Genomic DNA, 22,310 nt, shown 5'->3' on the forward strand with positions numbered 1-22,310 from the left:
CGGCGAAAACGGCGGCAACGAAACGCGCGCACGAAAGCTGAGAACAGCCTCGCCCGGCCGGGGCAAGCACAAGACCTGTTCACGCTGACTCCGGTACAATTTCTCTACTCATCCCAGCGCCGCGCGAGCCGCCTCCAGGCCCTCGCGCCGCCGCGCTACTCAAATTCCAGCCACCGCCATGTCCAAAAACCAGACCCTCTTCGACCGCGCGCAGCGCACCATCCCCGGCGGCGTGAACTCGCCGGTCCGCGCTTTTCGCTCGGTAGGCGGCACTCCGCGTTTCGTCGAGCGCGCACAGGGCCCCTACTTCTGGGACGCGGACGGCCAACGCTATATCGACTACATCGGGTCATGGGGCCCGATGATCCTTGGCCACGTTCACCCGGAAGTCCTCGAAGCGGTCCAGCGCGTGCTGGTCAACGGCTTCTCGTTCGGCGCTCCGACCGAATCCGAAGTGGAAATCGCCGAAGAAATCTGCAAGCTGGTGCCGTCGATCGAACAGGTCCGCATGGTATCGAGCGGCACCGAAGCGACCATGAGCGCGCTGCGTCTCGCGCGTGGCTTCACGAACCGCAGCCGCATCGTCAAGTTCGAAGGCTGCTATCACGGCCACGCGGACAGCTTGCTGGTCAAAGCCGGCTCGGGCCTGCTCACGTTCGGCAATCCGACGTCGGCGGGCGTGCCGGCGGACATCGCCAGGCACACCACGGTGCTCGAGTACAACAACGTCGCGGAACTCGAAGAAGCGTTCAAGGCATTCGGCAACGAGATCGCCTCGGTAATCGTCGAGCCGGTGGCGGGCAACATGAACCTCGTGCGTGCCACACCCGAATTCCTGCAAGCTTTGCGGCGCCTGTGCACCGAGTACGGCTCGGTGCTGATTTTCGACGAAGTGATGTGCGGTTTCCGCGTCGCGCTGGGTGGCGCGCAAGAGGTCTACGGCATCACGCCGGACCTGACGTGCCTCGGCAAGGTGATTGGCGGTGGCATGCCGGCGGCAGCCTTCGGCGGCCGGCGCGACATCATGGCTCACCTCGCGCCGCTCGGCGGCGTCTACCAGGCGGGCACGCTGTCGGGCAATCCGATCGCGGTCGCCGCGGGCCTGAAGACGCTGCAACTGATCCAGGCGCCGGGCTTCTACGACACGCTCACCACGCGCACCACGCGTCTCGCGCAAGGTCTCGCTAATGTCGCGCGCGAAGCGAAGGTACCGTTCGCGGCCGATTCGCTCGGCGGCATGTTCGGCCTGTACTTCACCGAGTCGGTCCCGACGAGCTTCGCCGAAGTCACGAAGAGCGACGTGCCGCGCTTCAACGCGTTCTTCCACAAGATGCTCGACGCGGGCGTGTACTTCGCGCCCTCGGCGTATGAAGCGGGGTTTGTTTCGATCGTTCACGACGACACGATCATCGACGCCACGATCGATGCAGCACGCGGCGCCTTCGCCTCGCTCGCGGCCTGAAAGCGGCCATCACCGAAACCCAGGCTCAGCACTGCCTAGCCACCGTACCCGACCGGACACCGATGTTTTCGCAAACCGACTTCGTCCATATGGAGCGCGCGCTCGCACTGGCCCGGCGCGGCATGTACACGACCGACCCGAATCCGCGGGTCGGCTGCGTACTCGTCAAGAACGGCGAGGTGATCGGCGAAGGCTTCACGCAACCGGCCGGCCAGGATCATGCCGAAATCCGCGCATTGAAGGACGCGCGTTCACGCGGCCATGATCTGCGCGGCGCCACGGCCTACGTGACGCTTGAGCCGTGCAGCCATTTCGGCCGCACCCCGCCGTGCGCGAATGCGTTGATCGAAGCGCAGATCGAGCGCGTGGTCGCGGCCATGGAAGACCCCAATCCGCAAGTCTCCGGACGTGGCCTCGCGATGCTGCGCGATGCCGGCATCGAAGTGCGTTGCGGGTTGCTCGCCAACGAAGCGCACGAGTTGAACATCGGTTTCGTATCGCGCATGACGCGCGGCCGCCCGTGGGTGCGCATGAAGGTGGCTGCCTCGCTGGATGGCCGCACCGGCTTGCCCTCGGGCCTCAGTCAATGGATTACCGGTGAAGCGGCGCGCGCCGATGGTCACGCGTGGCGCGCCCGCGCGTCGGCGATCCTGACCGGCATTGGCACGGTCAGGGAGGACGATCCGCGCATGACCGTGCGTGCCGTCGACACGCCGCGCCAGCCGCAACGCGTGCTGATCGACAGCCAGCTCGACGTGCCGCCCGACGCCCAGATTCTGGCCGGCGCACCCACGCTGATTTTCTGCGGCAATCTCGATCAACGTCATACCGAACGCGCGAGCGTGCTGCGCGATCGTGGCGCGGAGATCGTGCAACTGGCGAATGCGGCCGGCAAGGTCGATCTGCCCACCATGCTCAAAGTGCTCGGCGAGCGCCACGTCAACGAACTGCACGTCGAGGCGGGCTACAAGCTGAACGGCTCGCTGCTGCGCGAAGGCTGCGTGGACGAGCTGCTGGTCTATCTTGCGCCAAGCCTGCTCGGCATTGACTCGATGAGCATGTTCAATCTGAACGCGCCGGAAACGCTCGAAGGCCGCATGCAGCTGAATTTCCACGCGGTCGACCGGATCGGCGAGGACCTGCGGATTCTCGCGCGCTTCGTGCCTCGCGTTGCACTTCAGCCGGCACCTGAATCCGGGACCGAGGCCGCCCCCCAACCTACTTCGAATTGATCAAGGATTAGCACGATGTTTACAGGAATCGTCGCGGCGGTCGGCCGCATCGACTCAGTCAAACCCCTCGGTACGGATGGCGACGCGGGCGTGCGCCTGAACGTCGAAGCCGGCGGCCTCGATCTCGACGACGTCCAGCTCGGCGACAGCATCACGATCCAGGGCGCCTGCATGACGGTCGTGGCAAAGACCGCGCATTCGTTCGAAGTCGACGTGTCGCGCGAAAGCCTGAACTGCACGGCGGGCCTCGGCGAGACCGGCGAGGTCAATCTCGAGAAGGCGCTGCGCGCGCACGACCGGCTCGGCGGCCATATCGTCTCCGGCCACGTGGACGGCCTCGGCACCGTCACGCATTTCGCGCCGGTGGGCGAATCGCATGAATTGCGCGTGCTGGCGCCGCGCGAGATCGGCCGCTATCTGGCGTACAAGGGGTCTATTACTGTCAACGGCGTGAGCCTGACCGTCAACTCGGTTAAAGATCGCGACGATGGCTGCGAGTTTTCGATCAATCTGATTCCGCACACGGTCGAAGTGACCGCGCTCAAGCGCTTGCGCGAAGGCACGCAAGTCAATCTGGAGATCGATCTGATTGCGCGGTATGTGGAGCGGATGCTGAACGCGCCGAAATAACCTGCGACAAAGTCCGCCGCTCATGGGCCGGCAGCGGCACCCTGCCGCTTCCAACCGGTTCATGCGTCCATCGTTTCAACAAGCATACGGGCGGCGGGCGGCCCAACGCCAGTCGGCCAAACGGCCTATGCCATCCGGCGCAGGCGACGCCGGAGCGCGCGTGGCGTAAAATACGCGCTTTCTTCGAAACTCTCGCCAACATGACGCTCGCCTCCACTCCAGAGATCATCGCCGAACTGAAAGCCGGCCGGATGGTGATCCTCGTCGACGAAGAAGACCGCGAAAACGAGGGCGACCTCGTGATCGCCGCCGAATTCGTCACACCGGAAGCGATCAATTTCATGGCCCGCTACGGCCGCGGCCTGATCTGCCTGACGCTCACGCAAGAACGCTGCAAGCTGCTGAACCTGCCGCTGATGACGTACCGCAACGGCACGCAGTACGGCACGGCATTCACAGTCAGCATCGAAGCGGCCGAAGGCGTGACCACCGGCATCTCGGCAGCCGACCGCGCCCGCACCATCGCCACGGCGGTGGCGTCGGACGCCAAGGCCGAGCACATCGTGCAACCGGGCCACGTGTTCCCGATCATGGCCCAACCTGGCGGCGTGCTGGTGCGCGCCGGCCACACCGAGGCCGGCTGCGACTTCACCGCACTGGCCGGTCTCACGCCGGCCGCGGTGATCTGCGAGGTCATCAAGGACGACGGCACGATGGCGCGTCTGCCGGACTTGATGGAGTTTGCCAAAGAGCACGGTCTGAAAATCGGCACGATCGCGGATCTGATTCATTACCGCAGCCGCACCGAATCGATCGTCGAGCGCATTTGCGAACGCACCATGCAAACCGCGCACGGCGCGTTTCGCGCGGTGATGTATCTCGACCAGCCAAGCGGCCAGCCGCACATCGCGCTGGTGCGCGGCACGCCGAATCCTGAGCAGGACACGCCGGTGCGCGTGCACGAGCCGCTGTCGGTGCTGGATTTGCTCGAAGTCGGCGAATCGACCCACTCCTGGACGCTGGATGCGGCAATGAAAGAAATTGCCCAACGCGACCTCGGTGTGATCGTGCTGCTGAACTGCGGCGATTCGAAAGATCATCTGGTCGACGTATTCAAGGCGTTCGACTCAAAAGAAAAAGCCGAGGCGCTCAAACGCCGGCCGGTCGACTTCAAGACGTACGGCATCGGCGCGCAGATCCTGCGCGAGCTGGGTGTCGGCAAGATGCAGGTGCTGTCGAACCCGCGCAAGCTGGGCAGCATGTCGGGCTACGGCCTCGAAGTCACCGGCTTCGTGCCGATGCCGGGCAGCATCGCGCAGGCTCCGCAGCAAGGCTGATCCGACCATTCACGCGCTAAAGCGCCAACTCAAAACACTACGGAATTCACATGGAAATCGGACAATACCAACCGAATGTCGACGGCGACGGACTGCGTATCGGCATCGTCCAGGCGCGCTTTAACGAACCCGTCTGCAACGGCCTCGCGGATTCTTGCATCGAAGAACTCGAACGCCTGGGTGTGACTGGCGAAGACGTGCTGCTGGTCACCGTGCCCGGCGCGCTCGAAATCCCGCTGGCGCTGCAAAAGCTCGCTGAAAGCGCGCAATTCGACGCACTGATCGCGCTGGGCGCGGTGATTCGCGGCGAGACGTACCACTTCGAACTGGTGTCGAACGAAAGCGGCGCGGGCATCACGCGTATCGGCCTCGACTTCGGCATTCCGGTCGCGAACGCCGTGCTGACCACGGAAAACGACGAACAAGCCGTCGCCCGCATGACCGAAAAAGGTCGTGACGCAGCACGCGTAGCCGTCGAAATGGCGAATCTCGCCGTCGCGCTCGAACAACTCGGCGGTGACGATGAAGAAGACGAAGAAGAGGAAGAGGCATGAAGAGCGCACGCCGACGCTCCCGCGAACTGGCCACGCAGGGGCTTTACCAGTGGTTACTGTCGGGTTCGCCCGGCAGTGAGATCGACGCACAGCTGCGCGGCGCGCAAGGCTTCGACAAAGCCGACCACGAGCATCTGAATGCCGTCCTGCACGGCGTGATCCGCGATTCGGAAGCACTCTCCGCGGATATCGCACCGTGCCTCGACCGCCCGATCGACCAGCTTTCGCCGGTCGAACGCGCCGTGCTGCTGGTCGCCGCGTTCGAACTGAAAAATCACGTCGATATTCCCTATCGCGTGGTCATCAACGAAGCGGTCGAAATCGCCAAGACGTTTGGCGGCGCGGACGGCTACAAGTACGTGAACGGCGTGCTGGACAAGCTGTCGGCGCAACTGCGCGCGGCTGAAACGCAGGCGGCTCGCAAGCATTGAGCGTCAGACGGGACGAGCGCGCAAGGCGCCGTCCCGCTTTTGCCTCTGAACTGGATTTAATCGTATGAACTCCGTGACCGAACCCTTGGTGCGGCTTGCTGCCCGCGTCGACGCCATCCAGCCTTTCTACGTGATGGAACTGGCCAAGGAAGCCGCGCTGCTCGAGCGCAATGGGCGCGACATCATCCACATGGGAATCGGCGAACCTGATTTCACCGCACCCGAGCCGGTTATCGAGGCGGCCGCGAGCGCGCTGCGCCGCGGCGTCACGCAATACACCAGCGCACTTGGCGTCCATGCGCTGCGCGAGGCGATTTCGGCGCATTACGCCGAGGTCTACGGCGTCAGCGTCGATCCGGCGCGGATCGTGGTCACCGCCGGCGCTTCTGCCGCGCTGCTGCTGGCGTGCGCGGCGCTGGTCGATCGCGACGACGAAGTGCTGATGCCTGACCCGTGCTACCCGTGCAACCGCCACTTCGTGATCGCGGCGGAAGGCAAGCCGGTGCTGGTGCCAAGCGGCCCGGCCGAACGTTTCCAGTTGACCGCCGCCGACGTCGAGCGCCTGTGGAACGAGCGTACCCGCGGCGTGCTGCTCGCGTCGCCGTCGAACCCGACCGGCACGTCGATCGAACCGGCCGAACTCGAGCGTATCGTCAAGGCCGTGCGGGCACGTGGCGGCTTTACGATCGTCGACGAGATCTACCAGGGCCTGAGCTACGACGCCAAGCCCGTCTCGGCACTCTCGTTCGGCGACGACGTGATCACCGTCAACAGCTTCTCGAAGTACTTCAACATGACCGGCTGGCGTTTGGGCTGGCTGGTGGTGCCGCCCGGCATGGTCGGCGCGTTCGAAAAGCTCGCGCAGAATCTGTTCATCTGCGCGTCGGCGCTCGCGCAGCATGCGGCGTTGGCCTGCTTCAAACCGGAAACGATCGCGATCTATGAAGCGCGCCGCCTCGAATTCAAGCGCCGCCGCGACTTCATTGCGCCGGCGCTTGAATCGCTGGGCTTTTCGGTCCCGGTAATGCCTGACGGCGCGTTCTATGTGTACGCCGATTGCCGCACGGTCGCGCATCCGGCAGCCGGCGACAGCGCCGCGCTCACCAAAGCGATGCTGCACGAGGCGGGCGTGGTGCTGGTGCCGGGCATGGACTTCGGCACGTACGCGCCGAAGGATTACATCCGGCTGTCTTATGCAACCGCCTATCCCAAGCTGGAAGAAGCGGTCGAGCGGCTGGCAAAGCTCTTCGGGCGGCACTGACTGCAAACAGGCGTCGCGCTAAAGTCCGAGGCCCGGAAAGGATCTAATAAAGCAAAGGGCTTGCAATGCCTCACCGTCAAGCACCGCCCAGATACAAAAAAAGGACACCAACGTGTCCTTTTTTTTCACCAGCCGCTTTTCGCGTCACGCCAATACGGTTACGCCAACCTCAAGCGCCCAACTCCGAAGCCGATGCCACATGCTTGGTAGCATCCGCGTTGGCGTCGTCCTGCTCGGACACCGGCGCCTTCACCGGCGTCGCCGCGCTCAACGGATGACCGCCGCCATCCAGTGTCACCTGCACGCGCTTGCCGTTGCCCGAAGCTGAAGCAGCCGTGTTCGACGCCGTCAGAACCGGTGCCTGCGGTGCATTGATCGGCACCTTGCGGCCTCGCGCCACATCGCGCAGACGGCCACGCTCAGCCATTACCTTGGCGCCGTAGCCGCCGTCGTCCGGCGAGGTCGAGCCGACGTACAGGCGCAAGCCGCCCGGCAGCGAGCCGCCGCGCGCGATGCAATCCTTCAGAACCAACGCACCCACCTTGATGTTGGCGACAGGCTGAAGCGCCGCGCTCTGGCCGCCGAAATACTGGAATTTGTCCGAGTGAACCTTGGACATCACCTGCATCAGGCCCTGAGCGCCCACGCCGCTCTCGGCGTACGGATTGAAGCCCGATTCGATCGCCATCACGGACAGCAGAAGAAGCGGGTCGAGACCGACTTCGCGGCCGGTGTCGAACGCTGCCTTCACGAGTTCGCTAACGGGCCCCTGAGCGACGCGATAGCGACGTGCCAGGTAAGACGCGACCAGATCCTGCTCGCGGGTCGAGACCAGCACGCGATCGTCGCGTGCGTCGGCCGAGACGCGCTGCGCCGGAATCAGCCGGGCCAGCGCGGACACGCTCTGCATGGTGCGCGGGTCGAGCCCGTTCAGCGCCGCCACACCCATACCGGCTGTGCCGGAGCTGTCGAAGGGGCCGTCGAATCGGGTGTTGATGGCGGTGACGCCGCCGTTGGCGGCGGTAACACTGGTGCTGGTCGAGGTGACGCCGGTGTTGCCTTTGCCATTGCTCGCGCCGCTCACGGCGTCGCCACGGTTCGCATTCGCGGACAACGATTCGTCAGACGACGACGCACCCGGCGGTCCGAAGGCCGGCAGCGGGTGGCCCTGCAGCAGACGGGCGGGACCGGCTTGCACGGCGGCGGAAATGACCGGCATCAGCTTGGCGGCAAGGGTGCCGCGCCAAGCCGGCATCAGCCACAGCGCGAGTGCCAGCACGACGGCGGAACCGCCGACGATGCTGAACAGGTGATGACTCATTCGCGTCCCGCGACGCAACGCACCGCGCACAACGTGCGCAATACGCTCATCGGGACGCCACGATAACCAGGCGTTCATTCAGATCTCCCATGTTGCATGATCGACGAACCCCGCCAATTGAACAGGCGGTAACACACATTCGTAGAGTCAAGACATCGCGCGCTCCGTCTGGTTAGGGCAGCAGCGACGTCGGGAAAACGGCAAATACCGTTTGTGGGGAGCCATCTTGAAAAGAGGCCCGCGCATGCCAAAAAAAAGCATGCAGGCGGAGGCTCCCACGCGAAAAACCAGCGTCAGTTGGCGCTGGCGAGGACTTCAATAAGGCCGTCGGATACCGTGCAGGGGGCGGTAAACGGTGACGCGTTGCGTCTGATGGGACCGGGGGCAGTGGTAAAAAGGTTCATGCCCTGCAACCAATGTGGACGGATTCTATGCAGGGTTTTATAGATCGTCAACACTATAGATAGGCAGATGTATAACTAATTGTAATAATGAACGGTGTTCAGTCCGCTGAAAACCGCGCGGTGCGCGCCTCTTGAGCAATCTCAATTTCCCCTCAGGATGCGGGCCGTTTAGCCGATCTACGTGCGCCAGCCAACACAGGTAAAATCGACAATCGTTTTGGCGCCGCAAAGCCCTTGCCGCGCCCTTCCTTTCCGCCGCTTGCGCGGCTCTAAACCGCACCAGATGAAATACAAAGACCTGCGCGATTTCGTCGGCCGTCTCGAGACGATCGGTGAACTCCGCCGTATCTCGCAAAACGTCTCGCCGATCCTGGAAATGACCGAACTGTGTGACCGCGTGCTGCGTGCCGGCGGCCCGGCTTTGTTGTTCGAGAGCCAGCAGCAGCATGCGTTTCCGGTCCTCGGCAACCTGTTCGGCACACCCCGTCGCGTCGCCCTCGGCATGGGTATCGATGCGCAACCCGGTGAAGGCGATGGCGCCGCGCTGGAGTCGTTGCGCGATGTCGGCCGCCTGCTCTCCGCATTGAAGGAACCGGAGCCGCCGAAAGGGCTCAAGGACGCCGGCAAATTGCTCTCGCTCGCGAAGGCGGTTTGGGACATGGCGCCCAAAACGGTGAGTGCGCCGCCTTGCCAGGAAATCGTCTGGGAGGGCGACGATGTCGACCTCGCCAAGCTGCCGATTCAGACCTGTTGGCCAGGCGATGCAGGCCCGCTGATTACATGGGGCCTGACCGTCACAAAAGGCCCAAATAAGAGCCGACAAAATTTAGGCATATATCGCCAGCAACTGATCGGCCGTAACAAACTGATCTTGCGCTGGCTCGCCCATCGCGGCGGCGCGCTCGATTTTCGCGAGTTCGCGCTGCAGAATCCGGGCAAGCCCTACCCGGTGGCCGTAGTGCTGGGCGCGGATCCGGCGACCATCCTCGGTGCGGTCACGCCGGTGCCCGACACGCTCTCCGAATACCAGTTCGCCGGCCTGCTGCGCGGCGGCCGCACCGAACTCGCCAGGTGCATCACGCCGGGCGTCGACGGATTGCAGGTGCCCGCGCGCGCGGAAATCGTCCTGGAAGGCTTCATCTATCCGCAGGAAGGCGCACCCGCACCGGCCCCTGCCGGTGCGCCGCCCCGTCCCGCCAAGGGTGCATCGGCCGCCTATGAGCATGCGCTGGAAGGCCCGTACGGCGACCACACCGGCTACTACAACGAGCAGGAGTGGTTCCCCGTCTTCACGGTCGAGCGCATTACGATGCGGCGCGACGCGATCTATCACTCCACGTACACCGGCAAACCGCCCGACGAACCCGCGGTGCTCGGCGTCGCGCTCAACGAAGTGTTCGTGCCGCTGTTGCAGAAGCAGTTCGCCGAGATCACCGATTTCTATCTGCCGCCCGAAGGATGCAGCTACCGTATGGCGATCGTGCAGATGAAGAAGAGCTACCCCGGTCACGCCAAACGCGTGATGTTCGGCGTGTGGAGTTTCCTGCGGCAATTTATGTATACGAAATTCATCGTGGTGGTCGACGAGGACGTGAATATCCGCGACTGGAAGGAAGTGATCTGGGCGATCACCACACGCATCGATCCGGCGCGCGACACCGTACTGGTGGATCGCACGCCGATCGACTATCTGGATTTCGCCTCACCGGTCGCGGGTCTCGGATCGAAGATGGGACTCGACGCAACCAACAAATGGCCCGGCGAAACCGATCGCGAATGGGGCCGCCCGATCGAGATGGACAGTGCGGTCAAACAGCGCATCGACACCTTGTGGAATGAATTGGGACTGTAAAAAACAGACCTCGAATCACCCCATTGAATTGCCGGATTCTGTCGGAATCGAAGCGATCCGTTCGCCAGCCGGATCGCTCGCGCACGAACAAGTCTGAATAACAAAGCTGATGGAGCCGTTGCGCGGATGCATGCCTTTTCAATGATGTCGGATGGATTTTTTCTGTCGTTGTCCTTGTGTCTGGACATCGGCCTCGTCAACGTCGCGATGATTTCGCTGACGCTGTCGCACGGCTTCAAACCGGGCTTCTGGTTGGGCCTCGGCTCCTGTATCGGCGATCTGATTTACGCGGCGCTCGCGCTCGCGGGCATGGCCGCGCTGCTGCAGTTCGAATCGGTGCGCTGGGTGGTATGGATCGGCGGCGCGGCGATTCTGCTCTTTCTCACCTGGAAGATGGCGCGTGAAGCGATATTCCCTGCGTCGGCCCCTGCGGTTGCCGGCGAGGCCAATGCCAATGCGCCGCATCTGTCGGCGTGGCGCGGCTTTCTGCGCGGCGTGTTGCTGGCGGTGTCGTCGCCTTCGGCAATTCTGTGGTTCGCGGCCGTCGGCGGCGCGCTGATCGCGAAAGCCGGCGCCACCAGCGTGACGACTGCGCCGGTGTTCCTTGGTGGCTTCTTCCTCGGAGGCTTGTGCTGGACGATCTTTATCTGCGGACTCGGCAGCCATGGACGCAAACGCGCCGGCACCGGGTTGCTGCGCGCGTGCCACGTGTTGTCGGCGCTGCTGTTCGCGTACTTCTCGTATAGCGTGATCGTCAATGGGTATCGCGATCTGATCGTGCAAACCGCGCAGGTGGCAAGCTAGAAAAAACGGCTCGCGCTGGCGAGCCGTTTTTCATCAACTTCAACGTGTACAGCACGGCGTAAAACTAAAAGCCTCTCAGGCGAGAAACTGCGCGAGCTTCGCCAGATCGACGTTGCCGCCGCTCACCACCACGCCCACGCGCTTGCCCTTCACCGGCACGATGCCGTTGAGCACGGCGGCCGCGGCGAGGCAGCCGGTCGGCTCGACCACGATCTTCATGCGCTGCGCAAAAAAACGCATCGTCTCGATCAACTGCTCGTCGCTGACCGTTTCAATTTGGGCGACCCGCTTCCGGATGATGGCGAACGTGTAGTCGCCGAGATGCGTGGAGGCGGCGCCATCGGCAATCGTGCGCGGCGCGTCGATATGCACGATCTCGCCGCGCGCAAGCGATTGCTGGCCGTCGTTGCCTGCTTCAGGCTCGACGCCGATCACCGTGCACGCAGGGCTCAACGAGGCCGCTGATAGCGCGCTGCCGCCGATCAGTCCACCACCACCGAGACAAACGAACAGCATGTCGAGCGGACCGGTTTCTTCGATCAACTCCTTGACCGCCGTGCCCTGCCCCGCGATCACGTGCGGATGGTCGTAAGGCGGAATCAGCGTCATGCCACGCTCGTTAGCGAGACGCCGGCCGATCTCTTCGCGATTCTCCGTGTAGCGGTCGTAACTGATCACTTCGCCGCCATAGCCCTTGGTTGCAGCCACTTTGGCCGCGGGCGCGTCGTGCGGCATGATGATCGTCGCCCGGATGCCGGCAAGGCGCGCCGACAACGCGATCGCTTGCGCATGATTGCCCGACGAGTACGTCAACACACCCGCTTTGCGTTGCTCTGCATCGAAATGCGAAATCGCGTTGTAGGCGCCGCGAAACTTGAAGGCGCCCATGCGCTGAAAATTTTCGCACTTGAAGAACACCGACGCGCCCGTGCGCTCGTTGAACGTGCTCGAGGTCAGAACGGGGGTACGGTGAGCAACGCCTTCAAGGCGCGCTGCGGCGTCGAGTACGTCGTCGAAAGTGGGAGCGGGAAGCGCTTGCATCGGCGAAACTCTCCAGAGCGGTGGCGAAACAACCATTCTCCCAGCTTCGACGGTCCTTGGGTATGCCAGCAGTAGAAATGGAAACGGCGTAACCCCGGCGATCAAGCCGGCGTTACGCCGTCAACCAATCCTTGTGCTCTCTTTGCTGCGATTAGCGGCGATAGTAGCCGTGGCCGTAATAACCGCGGTCGCGGTCGTGGTCGTAGCCGCGGTAATAGCCGTGGTGATAATAAGGACGGCCATAACCACCGTAGTACCCACCCACCACGACGGGCGGCGGCGCATAAACGACAGGTGGCGCGTACATCACGGGCGGAGGCGCGTATACCACGGGCGGCGGCGGTGCGTAGTACACCGGCGGCGGGGCGGCATAGACCGGATACGCCGGGGCGAACGGAACGCCGATACCGATACCAACGGAAACATGCGCTTCTGCAGCAGTAGCGAACCCCACGCCGAGTGCAGCGGCGACGACAAACGGAACGATCTTTTTCACTTTATATTCTCCTGGCGCGGCCCACTGAGGTCGCCAACTTCGCATGCCTTGCATGCAAGGCATGCTCTGATATAAGGGTATCGAAAAAGACCGCGCCTATTTGTTCGCATTTGTTGCAAATTGCAATTGGCGGCAATGGAGTGGGATTTGCGTCGGTGCAGCGCACCGTTGGCAAGCTGCGTAGCGAGCTGAGAACTAAGGGTTTGCGCGCCGTTGAGCACGCGTGGATCAGTCGATCTGGGAGCCTTGCGGCGTGGCGCGCGGACTTGTCAGTAATCTTTGATTACAAATTAGCTTCAATCCTGACGGCACACATAAAAAATGCCCGGCGTAACCACGCCGGGCATCTCTTAACTCGAGCAGACGATATTTCAGCCTACCTTCACATAGGCGAATTCTCTGGAGACGTTAGGTGGAACGTATGCGCCGCTGATCCGCACGCGCGGAGTCAAGCGCTTCTTCTGATCCCACCAGCGACGGCGCTGCGAATGCGTCAAGAACCGCAAGTGCTTTCGGTAAGAAAAAATATTCATCGAGACCTCCCGAATTTGACTGCGAGACGAAAAACCCAGAACAGCAACTGCCAAACCGGCTCATGAAGAAATTTTGAGCACTTTTCGGACCCGCGGGGCGCGCGCCGCCGAATGACCGACCGGACGCGTTATATCGCGCGCGAACTGTTCAGAGGAATGCCGGCGCCGGGCCACGCCACGGGCGGCCGGATGCGCGATACTTCTGCTTTCCCGTTCAAATCTCTCGTCTGTGGAGCAGGCACCCATGTCCCAGCCCTCTTTGCCGCGCCTCGGCTTCATTGGTGCGGGTCGGCTTGCGCGCTGTCTCGCGCTGAGCTTTTCACGCGCCGGCTATCCGGTCACGGCGGTAGCGAGCCGCACGGCGGCCTCGGCTAGCCGTCTCGCCAGTCAAATCGAACATTGCGCGGCATGCGACGATTCACAACAAGTCGTCGACGCCGCCGATATCGTCTTTTTAGCCGTTCCTGACGACAGCATCAGTACGACAGCGCACACACTGCGGTTCACGCCGAACGCGGCCAGCCGACACGCCAAGGCGCTCGTGCATTGCAGCGGCGCCTCGCCGGTCGAATTGCTGGCCCCGGCGCGCGCCCAGGGCGCCTCGATCGGCGGCTTTCACCCACTGTACCTGTTTAGCGGCGATCCCACCGACGTCGAACGGATCGCCGGTTGCTCGGTGACGATCGAGGCCGACGGCACGCTCAAGGACACGCTGACGGCGCTCACCGTCGCCTTGCGCTGCCATCCGCTGTCGATTCCAGCCGGCGGCCGCATGCTCTATCACGCCGCCGCGCACTATGCCGCCAGCTTCGCGCTGTGCAGCCTCGCGGAATGCGTCGCACTGTGGCGCACGCTGGGCTTTGCCGAAGACGACGCGCTGCGCGCGCTGCTGCCGATGCTCTCCGGCACCATCGAAACCGCTCGGGATAAAGGTCTGCCCAACGCGCTCGCGGGTCCGGTGTCGCGCGGCGATACGGGCGTCGTGGAGAAGCAATTGGCGCTGCTGGAAGGGCTCGGCGGCGACCATGCCGCGTTGTACGGCTTGCTGACGCGTCGCGCAGTCGAGTTGGCCGAACGCCGCGCCAAACCGCCCGCGGCGATCGAGGCGATCGCCGAGGCCGTCGAAGAATCGCTCAACCGGTCGCTGAATCAGGCCGCGGGAGGTTCAAGCGTCAAGTAAGGCGTGATAATGTGACGTCCGGCGCCGCGCGCAATCCGCCAGCGCCGCGCTTCGAGACCAACAGACGAGAACGCACAATGATCAAGGTCAGCATCCTCTATCCGTATCGGGAAAACGGTCACTTCGACGTGGACTATTACTGTGTCACGCACATGCCGCTTGCGGCGAAGCTGTTCGAGCCGTCGCTAAAAGGCTGGTCGGTGGACGTCGGCATCAACGCCGGGCCGCCGGGAACGCCGCCGCCATACGTCGCCGCAGGGCACTTCCTGTTCGATAGCGCAGACGACTTCTACAAGGTCTTCAAGCCGGCCTCGGAGCGGTTAATTGCCGACATCCCCAATTACACCGATGGTGGCAATGGCACGATTCTGATCAGCGAGATCAAGATTTCTCTGTGAGATCCGTGGTCGAGGGCGGCTCGGTAATATGCAGGTCGCCGTGGCGCCTTGCTTGAAGGTCGGGAAATTGTTCCACCGCGCCACTACTTGCGGCACGTGACGCGCCCGCCCTCCGGAACGGCGCAGACAATCAAAACGAACCCGCCGGCGCACCGATCGGTTAGCGCCGGCACCCCGTGGCCGATCGACGGCCGCCATCAGAAGGATAAGGACACGAGATGTTTGGCGATATCGCCCGTTTTCTACTCAATACCGTCTTTACGTTGTTCGGCGCCGCATTGCTGCTGCGCGCATGGCTGCAGGTCGTGCGCATGCCGCCGTACAACCCTGTCACGAACGCCGTGCTGCAAGCCACCAACTGGATCGTGCTGCCTTTGCGGCACATCCTGCACAGCACGCGCAACATCGACTGGGCGAGCCTTGCCGCGGCTCTGCTCGCCGCGATCGTTTACGTGGTGCTCATGGTGGTGCTCACGGGCGCCGATCCGCTCACGCTCGTCCCTACCCTGCTGATCGTCGCCGTGCTGACCCTCATCAAGTGGGCGCTGAATCTGATCATCTGGTTGACGATCCTGATGGCGCTGCTGTCATGGCTCAATCCGCGCTCGCCGGCCATGCCGATCCTGTACCAGCTGACCGCGCCGTTTTTGAATCCGCTGCGCCGCGTGGTGCCGCAACTCGGCGGCATCGACCTCTCGCCGATTCTGCTCTTCGTGATCGTTCAGGTGCTGCTGATGGTGGTGACGCGTGCGGCCGTTCAGTTGACCTACTTCGTGATCTGAACGGGGCGCCGTGTGCCGTGTGGGCATGGGTGGCCTTAGCGCGATTTGCGCTAACCACCCGTTCCCGAGTAGAATCGGGCGCTCTGCGGGCGTCGTATAATGGTAATACCCTAGCTTCCCAAGCTAGAGCCGTGGGTTCGATTCCCATCGCCCGCTCCAGATACTTTCCAGCCAGCCTGGCCATTAGCCACGCTGGCCGAGCCTTCAGCAGAATCCAGCACGAGCCGCCTCCATGAAGGCGGCTTTTTTGTAGTGGCAGCGGCCCGGCGCAGCGATTCGCGGGGTTCGTGCGTGCGAGCCGCAACATGTCGCGCGAGCGCAGACGGCGCCTTGCAGCATGTCACACTAGCCGCGAAGCCCTCACCCTTGTAGCAGCATCGACAATGATCCACGATCCAAACGACGCCGGCCTGCCGGACCAACTCCCATCGGCTTCCAACGAAGCCGAAGGCCACCTGGCCAGCGACGGCGACGCGCCGCACGAAGAAGCCCTGCATCGACGCCGCATCCGCAGCTTTGTCACGCGCGCGGGCCGCGTATCGACTGGTCAGCGCCGCGCAATGGACGAGCTCGGCCCGCGTTTCGTCGTGCCCTTCACACCGCAGCAACCCGACTGGAATAGCGTGTTCGGCCGTGAAGCACCCCGCGTACTGGAAATCGGCTTCGGAATGGGCGCGACCACCGCGGAGATCGCCTCGCACCGTCCCGACGACGACTTCCTCGGCGTCGAAGTGCATGAGCCGGGTGTCGGCGCGTTGCTGAAGCTGATGGGCGAACAGAAACTGTCGAACATCCGCATCATTCAGCACGACGCGGTCGAAGTGCTCGAACAGATGATCGCGCCGGACAGCCTCGACGGCGTGCATATCTTCTTTCCGGACCCGTGGCACAAGGCGCGTCATCACAAGCGCCGGCTAATCCAGCCCAAGTTTGTCGCATTGCTCGTTTCTCGTCTGAAGCCGGGCGCCTATCTGCATTGCGCGACCGACTGGCAGAACTACGCCGAGCAGATGCTCGACGTACTGAGTGCCGATCCCGCACTGGAAAACACCGCGGACGGCTACGCCCCGCGTCCCGAGTATCGTCCGGTGACGAAGTTCGAACGCCGTGGGTTGCGGCTCGGACACGGCGTGTGGGATCTGGTCTTCAGGAAACGCGCCGCGGCGTAAAACCGCACGCCACAGCCCGCTCGCAGCAAGCAAAAAGGTCCGCAAACGCGGACCTTTTTTCATGGCTCGAACGACAGAAGGAAACTCAATCCGCCCAGCTCAATGCGCCGCTGTAGCCCACCAGCAGGATCAACATGCCGAAGCCGATCCGGTACCACGCGAAGGCCGTGAAATCGTGCGTGGCGATGTAGCGCAGCAGCCAGCGCACGCACGCGAAAGCGCTGACGAAGGCCGCCACGAAGCCGAGCGCGAAGCTGCCGAGCGCGTCGACGGACAACAGGTGCCAGTCCTTGTAGAGCTCGTAAGCGGTCGCACCGAAAATGATCGGGATGGCAAGGAAGAAAGAAAACTCCGTCGCGACACGCCGATCGAGGCCAAAAAGCATCCCGCCGATGATCGTCGAGCCCGAACGCGACATGCCCGGGATCAGCGCGAAACATTGAGCGAGGCCGACTTTCAACGCATCCAGCGGGCGCAGGTCGTCCACGTTCTGCACCCGCGGCGCCACCTCGCCGCGCGCGCGCTGGCGCGCTTCCGCCCACAGAATCACTACCCCGCCCGCCACCAGCGCAAAGGCGACCGGCACCGGCGAAAACAGCGCCGCCTTGATGGCCTTTTCGAACAGCAGACCGAGCACGACCGCCGGAATCGTCGCGATGATCACGTTCAGCGCGAAGCGGCGCGCGTCGGGCCGGCTCGGCAAGCCGGCCACGACGTTGCCGATGCGGCGGCGAAACTCCCAGCACACGGCCAGAATCGCGCCGAGCTGGATCACGACATCGAAGGTTTTCGCATGCTCATCGGTGAAATTGAGGAGACTGCCCACGACGATCAAGTGACCGGTGCTCGACACCGGCAAAAACTCCGTCAACCCTTCGACGACGCCCAGAATCAGCGCCTTGCAAGCCATTAGCCAGTCCATCCGTGACCCTCATCGCTATAGATAGTCGAAACGAACAGGGTCAGCACGCTGCGCGCGGCCCTGCCGGCCGCGCACCGTCATTTCTCGACGATTTGCACGCGTATGCCGTTTGTAAGGATGGTGATTGTACCGGGTTCGTAATTCACGCCGGCAAATTGCAGCTGTTCGGGCTTGAAGGTGTAGATCGGATAGTTGGTCAGCAACTGCGTGGCGAGCAATGCCGCCGCGGCATTGATCTGCTGCGTGTAGGCCTGCGCCTGCCCGCTCACGCTGACGTTGTCGACATTCGGCGCCTTCAGCACGACCGACTTGCTGGCGGCGTCGTAGGCCAGTTCGCTCGACAGCGTGAAGATGCCGTCGACCGGTTGCGGCATGAACGGGCTCACGAGCCGCGCGTCGAGCTTCACCGAGACGCGGTTGGCGTCTGGCAGGAAGCCCACCACCGGATGGGTCAGCGCGACATCGAACACTTGCGAAACCGTGCGCTGATACGGGAATTTACGCTGCACCGCGTCCTGCACCTGCTGCTGCGAGAACGTGTAGTGCGAGGGGATGAACGGAAAAATCGGTGTCGCCGCGCAGGCCGCCAGCGACATGGTGATGCCAAGCGTGGTGCAGCCTGTCAGCGCTGCAAGCAGGAAGCGGCGCCGGGTCGGCGCAGCGAGTCGAGTCATGCGAAATCTCCTGTGGAAGCTTTCTCGATCATGCGGTTGCGTTGGGTTGTTCTGATTCGAATCACTGGATGACGTGACGGTTCGCTCATGCGCGCTATCGGCGCGCCGCGAGTTGTTGCGGTTGAGTCTGCATTTCCAGCTGGGTCAGCCACGCGAGTGCTTCACCTCGGCTCGTGCCGCACATGTCCGTCTGGGGCTGCAAACCGGAACAGCACGCCGGCCGCTCCGGCTGACCGAAGATCGCACAGCGCAGATCGTCGCCGAGTTGCACGCAGCGCACCCCCGCCGGCTTGCCGTTCGGCATGCCCGGGATCGGGCTCGAAATCGAGGGCGCGATACAGCACGCACCGCAATCGGGGCGGCACGCATGACCGGTTACATTGAACGGAGACTCACGCTTCACAACGCTGTTCGGCACATCATTCACGACATTTTTCCTGAACTCGAAAACATACACGCCATACCAGACCCGCATTGTGCCACCGCATTCCGTGCGACCTTTTTACACAAGCCGGTGAGTGGTCCCTCACGTAAACTTGACGAATACGAAAGGCCACGCTCAAGAGGCGTCCGCGCTGTTCGATCCGGTCTTGCTGACCCGCCGGCTCCTTTGCCTCTTTACGGTGGCCATCAGACCCGAGCCCCTCATGACCACCGCCAACACGCTGTTCCGCCCAGACCTGCTCGCCAAATACAACGCGAACGGTCCACGGTATACGTCCTATCCGACCGCCTTGCAGTTCCGCGACGACTTCAATCCCGCCGACTATTTGCGCGCCGCGGCCGATCCAGGCGCTTCCGCCACGGATCTCTCGCTGTACTTCCACATTCCGTTTTGCGACACCGTCTGCTTCTACTGCGGCTGCAACAAGGTCGTCACGAAAAACCGCGCGCATGCGCGTCCTTACGTCGAACATCTGAAGCGCGAAATGGCATTGCAGGCCGCGTGTTTCGACACGCGGCGCCCCGTGTCGCAATTGCATTGGGGCGGAGGCACCCCCACGTTCCTGTCGCACGCCGAAATGGCGGAACTGATGGCGTCGGCCAGCGAGCACTTCACGTTGCTGCCCGATACCGAAGGCGAATATTCGATCGAAGTCGATCCACGCGAAGCGTCGCCGGAAACCATCGCGCATCTGCGTATGCTCGGCTTTAACCGGCTTAGTCTCGGCGTGCAGGATTTCGATCCGGTGGTGCAGCAGGCGATCAATCGCATTCAGCCGCTCGAGATGACCGCATCGGTGATGGGAGCCGCACGCGATACGGGCTTTCACTCGATCGGTGTCGATCTGATTTACGGGCTGCCACATCAAACAGTCGACAGCTTCAGCCGCACGCTCGACACGATGATCGAGCTCGCACCCGATCGCCTTTCGGTGTTTGCCTACGCGCACATGCCGCAGCTCTTCAAGATGCAACGTCAGATGGACGCGGCCACGCTGCCCTCGCCTGCCGTGCGGCTCGCGATCCTGCAACGGGTAGTCGAGCGGTTGACAGATGCAGGCTATGTCTACATCGGTATGGATCATTTCGCGCTGCCCACCGACGAACTTGCACGCGCGCAAGCGCAGCGTACGTTACATCGCAATTTCCAGGGCTATAGCACGCGTGCGGAATGCGATCTGATCGGCTTTGGCGCGTCGTCGATCGGCAAGGTCGGCGACGTGTACGCGCAGAACGTCAAGGACCTGCCCGCCTATGCCGCGACGATCGACGCGGGCAAGCTCGCGATCACGCGCGGCGTGCGGCTCACCGCGGATGACCGTCTGCGCCGCGATGTGATCACGCAATTGATGTGCAATCTCGAACTGCGCTTCGATGAATTCGAAGCCGCTTACGGCATCCGCTTCGCCGATACGTTCGAGCCGGAGTTGGAGCGCTTGCGCGGCTTCGAGCAAGACGGCCTGGTGTCGGTGAGCGGCAGCAAGCTTGAAGTGCGGATGGCCGGACGCATGCTGGTGCGTAACATCGCGATGGCGTTCGACCGCTATCTGGGCCAGCAAACGCTCGAACGGTTTTCCCGCACGGTTTGAAGACGCTGAACGCCAAGAAAGCGAGCGGCTTGCCCGTCGTCGAATTTTCGGCCATAATCTGCGTCTTCGCCGCGCGCCATGTTCTGACGCGTGCGCTGCAAGACCTGCCCAGGTGGTGAAATTGGTAGACGCAGGGGACTCAAAATCCCCCGCCGCAAGGCGTGCCGGTTCGATTCCGGCCCTGGGCACCAAAGAATTCGATTGACCTGCCGTTTCAGCTTTTCCTCGAACCCCGCCAGCACATGCTGCTTGCGGGGTTTGTTGTTTCTGACCTGCTCAACATGCGCAAACGGCGTGAGCGGCGTGAGCGCGAAACCCGCCGCCCACGCCATCTGCAAGCGCTACCGCCCTGCCACCCGCACGCCGCTATGCATCGCCGCGCGCCGGCGCTTGAACACATAGCCGCCCCACATCACCACCAGCCACGCAGGCACGAGCCACACCGAGACCGACAAGCCCGGCGTCATCGCGAGAATCACGAGGATCAGCGCCATGAAGGCGAGGCAGATCCAGTTGCTGACCGGGAACCAGAACGACTTGAACACGAGCGTCTCGCCTGCCGCCACCATCGCCTTGCGCGACTTCAGATGCGTCAGGCTGATCAGCGCCCAGTTCAGCACCAGCGCGGCAACGACTAACGCCATCAGCAAGCCAAGCGCTTCCGCAGGAATCAGATAATTGACGATCACGCAGGTGAACGTGGCGAGCGCCGACAACCCGATCGCCATATACGGCACGCCGCGCCGGTCGACCTTCATCAGCGCACGCGGTGCATTGCCCTGTTCCGCGAGACCGTAGAGCATGCGGCTATTCGCATACACGCCGCTGTTGTAGACCGAGAGCGCCGCGGTCAGCACCACCACGTTGAGCACGTTCGCGGTCAGCGTCGAACCGATCTGCGAGAAAATCATCACGAACGGGCTGCCGCCGGCCGCTACCTGATTCCACGGATACAACGAAAGCAGCACCGCCAGCGAGCAGATGTAGAAAATCAGAATCCGGTAGATCACCTGATTCACGGCCTTCGGAATGCTCTTCTGCGGATCGTCGGCTTCAGCTGCCGTAATGCCGATCAACTCCAATCCGCCGAAGGAGAACATGATGACCGCGAGCATCATGAACAGGCCATGAAAACCATGCGGGAAAAAGCCGCCATCGGCCCAAAGATTGGTGATCGAGGCTTGCGGGCCGCCATGGCCGCTGATCAGCAGATAGCCGCCGAACAGGATCATGCCGATCACCGCCACCACCTTGATGATCGCAAACCAGAATTCGGTTTCGCCATAGGCTTTGACATTGGCGAGATTGATCGCGTTGATGACGGCGAAGCACACCAGCGCCGATACCCAGGTCGGCACGCCTGGCCACCAGTAATGGACATAGGTGCCTACCGCGGTCAGCTCGGCCATGCTCACGAGCACGTATAGCACCCAGTAGTTCCAGCCGGACAGAAAACCGGGAAAGTCGCCCCAGTACTTGTACGCGAAGTGGCTAAACGAACCGGCAACCGGTTCCTGCGCGACCATTTCGCCCAACTGCCGCATGATCATGAAGGCGATGATGCCGCCGATCGCGTAGCCGAGAATCATGGACGGCCCGGCTGCCTTCAACACGCTGGCGGAGCCGAGAAACAAGCCGGTGCCGATCGCCCCGCCCAGCGCGATCAGTTGGATATGGCGATTCTTAAGCCCGCGCTTCAGGCCGTCTTGCTGCTGTGCACTATTCAACATTGCGCTCCAGTGTATGGATATCGATCACCCGGTCGGACTTATGGTCCGGCCTGGCAAAACCTGA

The 22,310-nt window shown here is 62.8% G+C and carries 21 protein-coding genes and 2 tRNA genes; 16 read left to right on the top strand and 7 right to left on the bottom strand.

What is annotated here, in order from left to right; translation table 11 throughout:
• The first annotated feature begins 178 nt into the window (after window positions 1-178).
• The 7 genes from hemL (at window position 179) to ACAX43_RS05250 (ending at window position 6,907) form a co-directional block, all read left to right on the top strand.
• Window positions 179-1,462, top strand: a complete 1,284-nt coding sequence (hemL, locus tag ACAX43_RS05220) for a glutamate-1-semialdehyde 2,1-aminomutase (RefSeq protein WP_370707351.1) — start codon at window positions 179-181, stop codon at window positions 1,460-1,462.
• A 62-nt stretch (window positions 1,463-1,524) separates the two neighbouring features.
• On the top strand, window positions 1,525-2,694 hold the full coding sequence (ribD, locus tag ACAX43_RS05225; protein WP_370707352.1) for a bifunctional diaminohydroxyphosphoribosylaminopyrimidine deaminase/5-amino-6-(5-phosphoribosylamino)uracil reductase RibD: 1,170 nt from the start codon (window positions 1,525-1,527) through the stop codon (window positions 2,692-2,694).
• Window positions 2,695-2,709: 15 nt separating this feature from the next.
• Window positions 2,710-3,324, top strand: a complete 615-nt coding sequence (locus tag ACAX43_RS05230) for a riboflavin synthase (RefSeq protein ID WP_370707353.1) — start codon at window positions 2,710-2,712, stop codon at window positions 3,322-3,324.
• Window positions 3,325-3,524: 200 nt separating this feature from the next.
• Window positions 3,525-4,661 carry a bifunctional 3,4-dihydroxy-2-butanone-4-phosphate synthase/GTP cyclohydrolase II gene (gene ribBA, locus ACAX43_RS05235; RefSeq protein WP_370707354.1) on the top strand — a complete coding sequence of 379 codons (1,137 nt, stop codon included), beginning with the start codon at window positions 3,525-3,527 and terminating at the stop codon, window positions 4,659-4,661.
• 50 nt (window positions 4,662-4,711) lie between these two features.
• Window positions 4,712-5,215 (top strand): 6,7-dimethyl-8-ribityllumazine synthase, encoded by a 504-nt coding sequence (gene ribH, locus ACAX43_RS05240; protein ID WP_370707355.1) that lies wholly within the window; start codon window positions 4,712-4,714, stop codon window positions 5,213-5,215.
• Entirely contained in the window at window positions 5,212-5,646 is a 435-nt protein-coding gene (nusB, locus tag ACAX43_RS05245; RefSeq protein ID WP_370707356.1) for a transcription antitermination factor NusB, read from the top strand. Before ribH ends, nusB begins: the two co-directional genes overlap by 4 nt.
• Before the next feature lie 64 nt (window positions 5,647-5,710).
• Window positions 5,711-6,907: a pyridoxal phosphate-dependent aminotransferase gene (locus ACAX43_RS05250; protein ID WP_370707357.1), complete on the top strand. Its 1,197-nt coding sequence runs from the start codon at window positions 5,711-5,713 to the stop codon at window positions 6,905-6,907.
• Window positions 6,908-7,076: 169 nt separating this feature from the next.
• Here ACAX43_RS05250 and ACAX43_RS05255 read toward each other — a convergent pair whose 3' ends face one another.
• On the bottom strand, window positions 7,077-8,306 hold the full coding sequence (locus ACAX43_RS05255) for a transglycosylase SLT domain-containing protein (RefSeq protein ID WP_370707358.1): 1,230 nt from the start codon (window positions 8,304-8,306) through the stop codon (window positions 7,077-7,079).
• 609 nt (window positions 8,307-8,915) lie between these two features.
• Between ACAX43_RS05255 and ACAX43_RS05260 the strand changes: the two genes are divergently transcribed.
• Together ACAX43_RS05260 and ACAX43_RS05265 are read left to right on the top strand one after the other, a co-directional pair.
• Complete coding sequence (locus ACAX43_RS05260; RefSeq protein ID WP_370707359.1) at window positions 8,916-10,484, top strand: UbiD family decarboxylase; 1,569 nt, start codon at window positions 8,916-8,918, stop codon at window positions 10,482-10,484.
• Between the two features lie 126 nt (window positions 10,485-10,610).
• Window positions 10,611-11,288 (top strand): LysE family translocator, encoded by a 678-nt coding sequence (locus tag ACAX43_RS05265; protein WP_370707360.1) that lies wholly within the window; start codon window positions 10,611-10,613, stop codon window positions 11,286-11,288.
• A 75-nt stretch (window positions 11,289-11,363) separates the two neighbouring features.
• On the opposite strand, the gene ACAX43_RS05270 is transcribed toward ACAX43_RS05265, so the two are convergent.
• Both ACAX43_RS05270 and ACAX43_RS05275 read right to left on the bottom strand, forming a co-directional pair.
• A complete protein-coding gene (locus ACAX43_RS05270; protein ID WP_370707361.1) occupies window positions 11,364-12,329 on the bottom strand; it encodes a threo-3-hydroxy-L-aspartate ammonia-lyase in 966 nt (321 codons plus the stop codon).
• 151 nt (window positions 12,330-12,480) lie between these two features.
• Window positions 12,481-12,825 (bottom strand): hypothetical protein, encoded by a 345-nt coding sequence (locus ACAX43_RS05275; protein ID WP_370707362.1) that lies wholly within the window; start codon window positions 12,823-12,825, stop codon window positions 12,481-12,483.
• Between the two features lie 777 nt (window positions 12,826-13,602).
• On the opposite strand from ACAX43_RS05275, the gene ACAX43_RS05280 reads away from it, so the two are divergent.
• The 5 genes from ACAX43_RS05280 (at window position 13,603) to trmB (ending at window position 16,887) form a co-directional block, all read left to right on the top strand.
• Window positions 13,603-14,538 (top strand): Rossmann-like and DUF2520 domain-containing protein, encoded by a 936-nt coding sequence (locus ACAX43_RS05280; protein WP_370707363.1) that lies wholly within the window; start codon window positions 13,603-13,605, stop codon window positions 14,536-14,538.
• A gap of 77 nt (window positions 14,539-14,615) precedes the next feature.
• The gene (locus tag ACAX43_RS05285) at window positions 14,616-14,936 is read left to right on the top strand and encodes an EthD family reductase (RefSeq protein WP_370707364.1); all 321 of its coding nucleotides are present in this window, start codon (window positions 14,616-14,618) and stop codon (window positions 14,934-14,936) included.
• Between the two features lie 218 nt (window positions 14,937-15,154).
• Window positions 15,155-15,718, top strand: a complete 564-nt coding sequence (locus ACAX43_RS05290; protein ID WP_370707365.1) for a YggT family protein — start codon at window positions 15,155-15,157, stop codon at window positions 15,716-15,718.
• Between the two features lie 85 nt (window positions 15,719-15,803).
• Window positions 15,804-15,877 (top strand) — tRNA-Gly (locus ACAX43_RS05295).
• Window positions 15,878-16,101: 224 nt separating this feature from the next.
• The gene (trmB, locus tag ACAX43_RS05300; RefSeq protein ID WP_370707366.1) at window positions 16,102-16,887 is read left to right on the top strand and encodes a tRNA (guanosine(46)-N7)-methyltransferase TrmB; all 786 of its coding nucleotides are present in this window, start codon (window positions 16,102-16,104) and stop codon (window positions 16,885-16,887) included.
• A gap of 85 nt (window positions 16,888-16,972) precedes the next feature.
• Here the strand turns inward: trmB and ACAX43_RS05305 are convergent, their stop codons facing one another.
• The 3 genes from ACAX43_RS05305 to ACAX43_RS05315 all read right to left on the bottom strand — a co-directional run bounded on the left by ACAX43_RS05305 (window position 16,973) and on the right by ACAX43_RS05315 (window position 18,910).
• Window positions 16,973-17,809, bottom strand: a complete 837-nt coding sequence (locus ACAX43_RS05305; RefSeq protein WP_370707367.1) for an undecaprenyl-diphosphate phosphatase — start codon at window positions 17,807-17,809, stop codon at window positions 16,973-16,975.
• Window positions 17,810-17,886: 77 nt separating this feature from the next.
• The gene (locus tag ACAX43_RS05310) at window positions 17,887-18,483 is read right to left on the bottom strand and encodes a DUF1439 domain-containing protein (RefSeq protein ID WP_370707368.1); all 597 of its coding nucleotides are present in this window, start codon (window positions 18,481-18,483) and stop codon (window positions 17,887-17,889) included.
• Between the two features lie 94 nt (window positions 18,484-18,577).
• Window positions 18,578-18,910, bottom strand: coding sequence for a YkgJ family cysteine cluster protein (locus ACAX43_RS05315; protein ID WP_370707369.1), 333 nt, complete (start codon window positions 18,908-18,910; stop codon window positions 18,578-18,580).
• 220 nt (window positions 18,911-19,130) lie between these two features.
• Here ACAX43_RS05315 and hemN point away from each other — a divergent pair, with 220 nt between their 5' ends.
• Window positions 19,131-20,516 carry an oxygen-independent coproporphyrinogen III oxidase gene (gene hemN, locus ACAX43_RS05320; RefSeq protein ID WP_370707370.1) on the top strand — a complete coding sequence of 462 codons (1,386 nt, stop codon included), beginning with the start codon at window positions 19,131-19,133 and terminating at the stop codon, window positions 20,514-20,516.
• A gap of 106 nt (window positions 20,517-20,622) precedes the next feature.
• Window positions 20,623-20,707: transfer RNA gene (locus ACAX43_RS05325), tRNA-Leu, on the top strand.
• Between the two features lie 150 nt (window positions 20,708-20,857).
• Here the strand turns inward: ACAX43_RS05325 and ACAX43_RS05330 are convergent.
• Window positions 20,858-22,243 (bottom strand): amino acid permease, encoded by a 1,386-nt coding sequence (locus ACAX43_RS05330; RefSeq protein WP_370707732.1) that lies wholly within the window; start codon window positions 22,241-22,243, stop codon window positions 20,858-20,860.
• Window positions 22,244-22,310: the final 67 nt, after the last annotated feature.

The sequence above is a fragment of the Paraburkholderia sp. IW21 genome (assembly GCF_041321145.1).
Classification (GTDB): Bacteria; Pseudomonadota; Gammaproteobacteria; order Burkholderiales; family Burkholderiaceae; genus Paraburkholderia.